General features: G+C 34.1%; 1 CRISPR repeat array.

The features are described 5' to 3' along the window. Nucleotides 1–49 precede the first annotated feature (49 nt). Nucleotides 50–1,213: a CRISPR direct-repeat array (repeat unit 30 nt; unit sequence GTTTCCATTCCTTATAGGTAAGGTACTTAC). The last annotated feature ends 319 nt before the right edge of the window (nt 1,214–1,532 follow it).

Below are 1,532 nucleotides of genomic sequence, written 5' to 3' on the forward strand. Positions count from 1 at the left end.
TTTTTTTACGTTGAATATGGAATATAGTTACTGTTTATCATCAAACTAGATGTACATTCCTTACAGGTAAGTTACTTACACCCAGTTTATGGTGTTGCGGTAGCAAGAGCTCTCTCAGAGTTTCCATTCCTTATAGGTAAGGTACTTACGATGACAAGCAATATGGATGAAAACACAGTACAAATTATATGTAGTCTGTTTCCATTCCTTATAGGTAAGGTACTTACGCAAAGAATGATTGGAATGTTGGATGTGGGTTTCTCAAATCGTTTCAATTCCTTATAGGTAAGGTACTTACAATATTTCAGGGAGGATTGAATTATGACAATCAGAAATTGTTTCCATTCCTTATAGGTAAGGTACTTACTTGTAGTGACATATTATCAATGTTGGTGAAGAGGTTGTTTCCATTCCTTATAGGTAAGGTACTTACAAAAAGTGTGGATTACAGGTTTAATTGTAAGTGATAGTTTATTGTTTCCATTCCTTATAGGTAAGGTACTTACAGTTAACCTTACACCGCACACTATCAACATCTGCACTGTTTCCATTCCTTATAGGTAAGGTACTTACCGCACAAAGCGGAAGATCCCAAGGAGGGAATATGAACGTTTCCATTCCTTATAGGTAAGGTACTTACAGATCGGCTGATTTTACTGACTGGTTGAAAGAGAATGGCATAGTTTCCATTCCTTATAGGTAAGGTACTTACGGTTAAATGGAAAGATGTATCTATTGATAGATTGTTAGTAGTTTCCATTCCTTATAGGTAAGGTACTTACTTACAGGCCGGTCAGGATCTTGACAGATTCTTCCACACCGGAGTAGTTTCCATTCCTTATAGGTAAGGTACTTACGTGCGAATTCGACTGGCAAAAGAATGAATATAAATTTGAGTTTCCATTCCTTATAGGTAAGGTACTTACAAATAATAAAAACTGAGCTATCGGTAACGGGTAAAGGAGATTTGACAATGTTTCCATTCCTTATAGGTAAGGTACTTACACTACCCTATGATATTGGGTATAAAATTATCGACCGCAAGGGGTTTCCATTCCTTATAGGTAAGGTACTTACGACTTCTAATAAACGAAAAGTTTGTTGACACTAACAACCAGTTTCCATTCCTTATAGGTAAGGTACTTACGCGGTAAATGAATTTATTAATGAGCTAAAACAATATGTTTCCATTCCTTATAGGTAAGGTACTTACAACTGCATTTAAGCCGTTGTAATAGGTAAAAACTACTATTTTGACCTAAAACTATTGTATTACAGGCTAAAAAGTCTGTCAATCTATTTTTAAGAATGGCTTAAAATGGGGCTTTTCAGGGTGTCGTGATTGTATACAATCAGTGACAGACTTTTTTGATTTAGTATATAAAATGAGTAATTATAAGCATTGCTATAAAAATAAGGATATTAAAGTAAAAATATAGCACTATTTTGAATAAAATCCGTTTAAAACAGCAATTTTAAATCAAGGAGTACTCTCAAAAATTCAGATATCAGGACATTATAAAAAATTAAGC

The sequence above is a fragment of the Lachnoanaerobaculum saburreum DSM 3986 genome, assembly GCF_000185385.1.
GTDB lineage: Bacteria > Bacillota > Clostridia > Lachnospirales > Lachnospiraceae > Lachnoanaerobaculum > Lachnoanaerobaculum saburreum.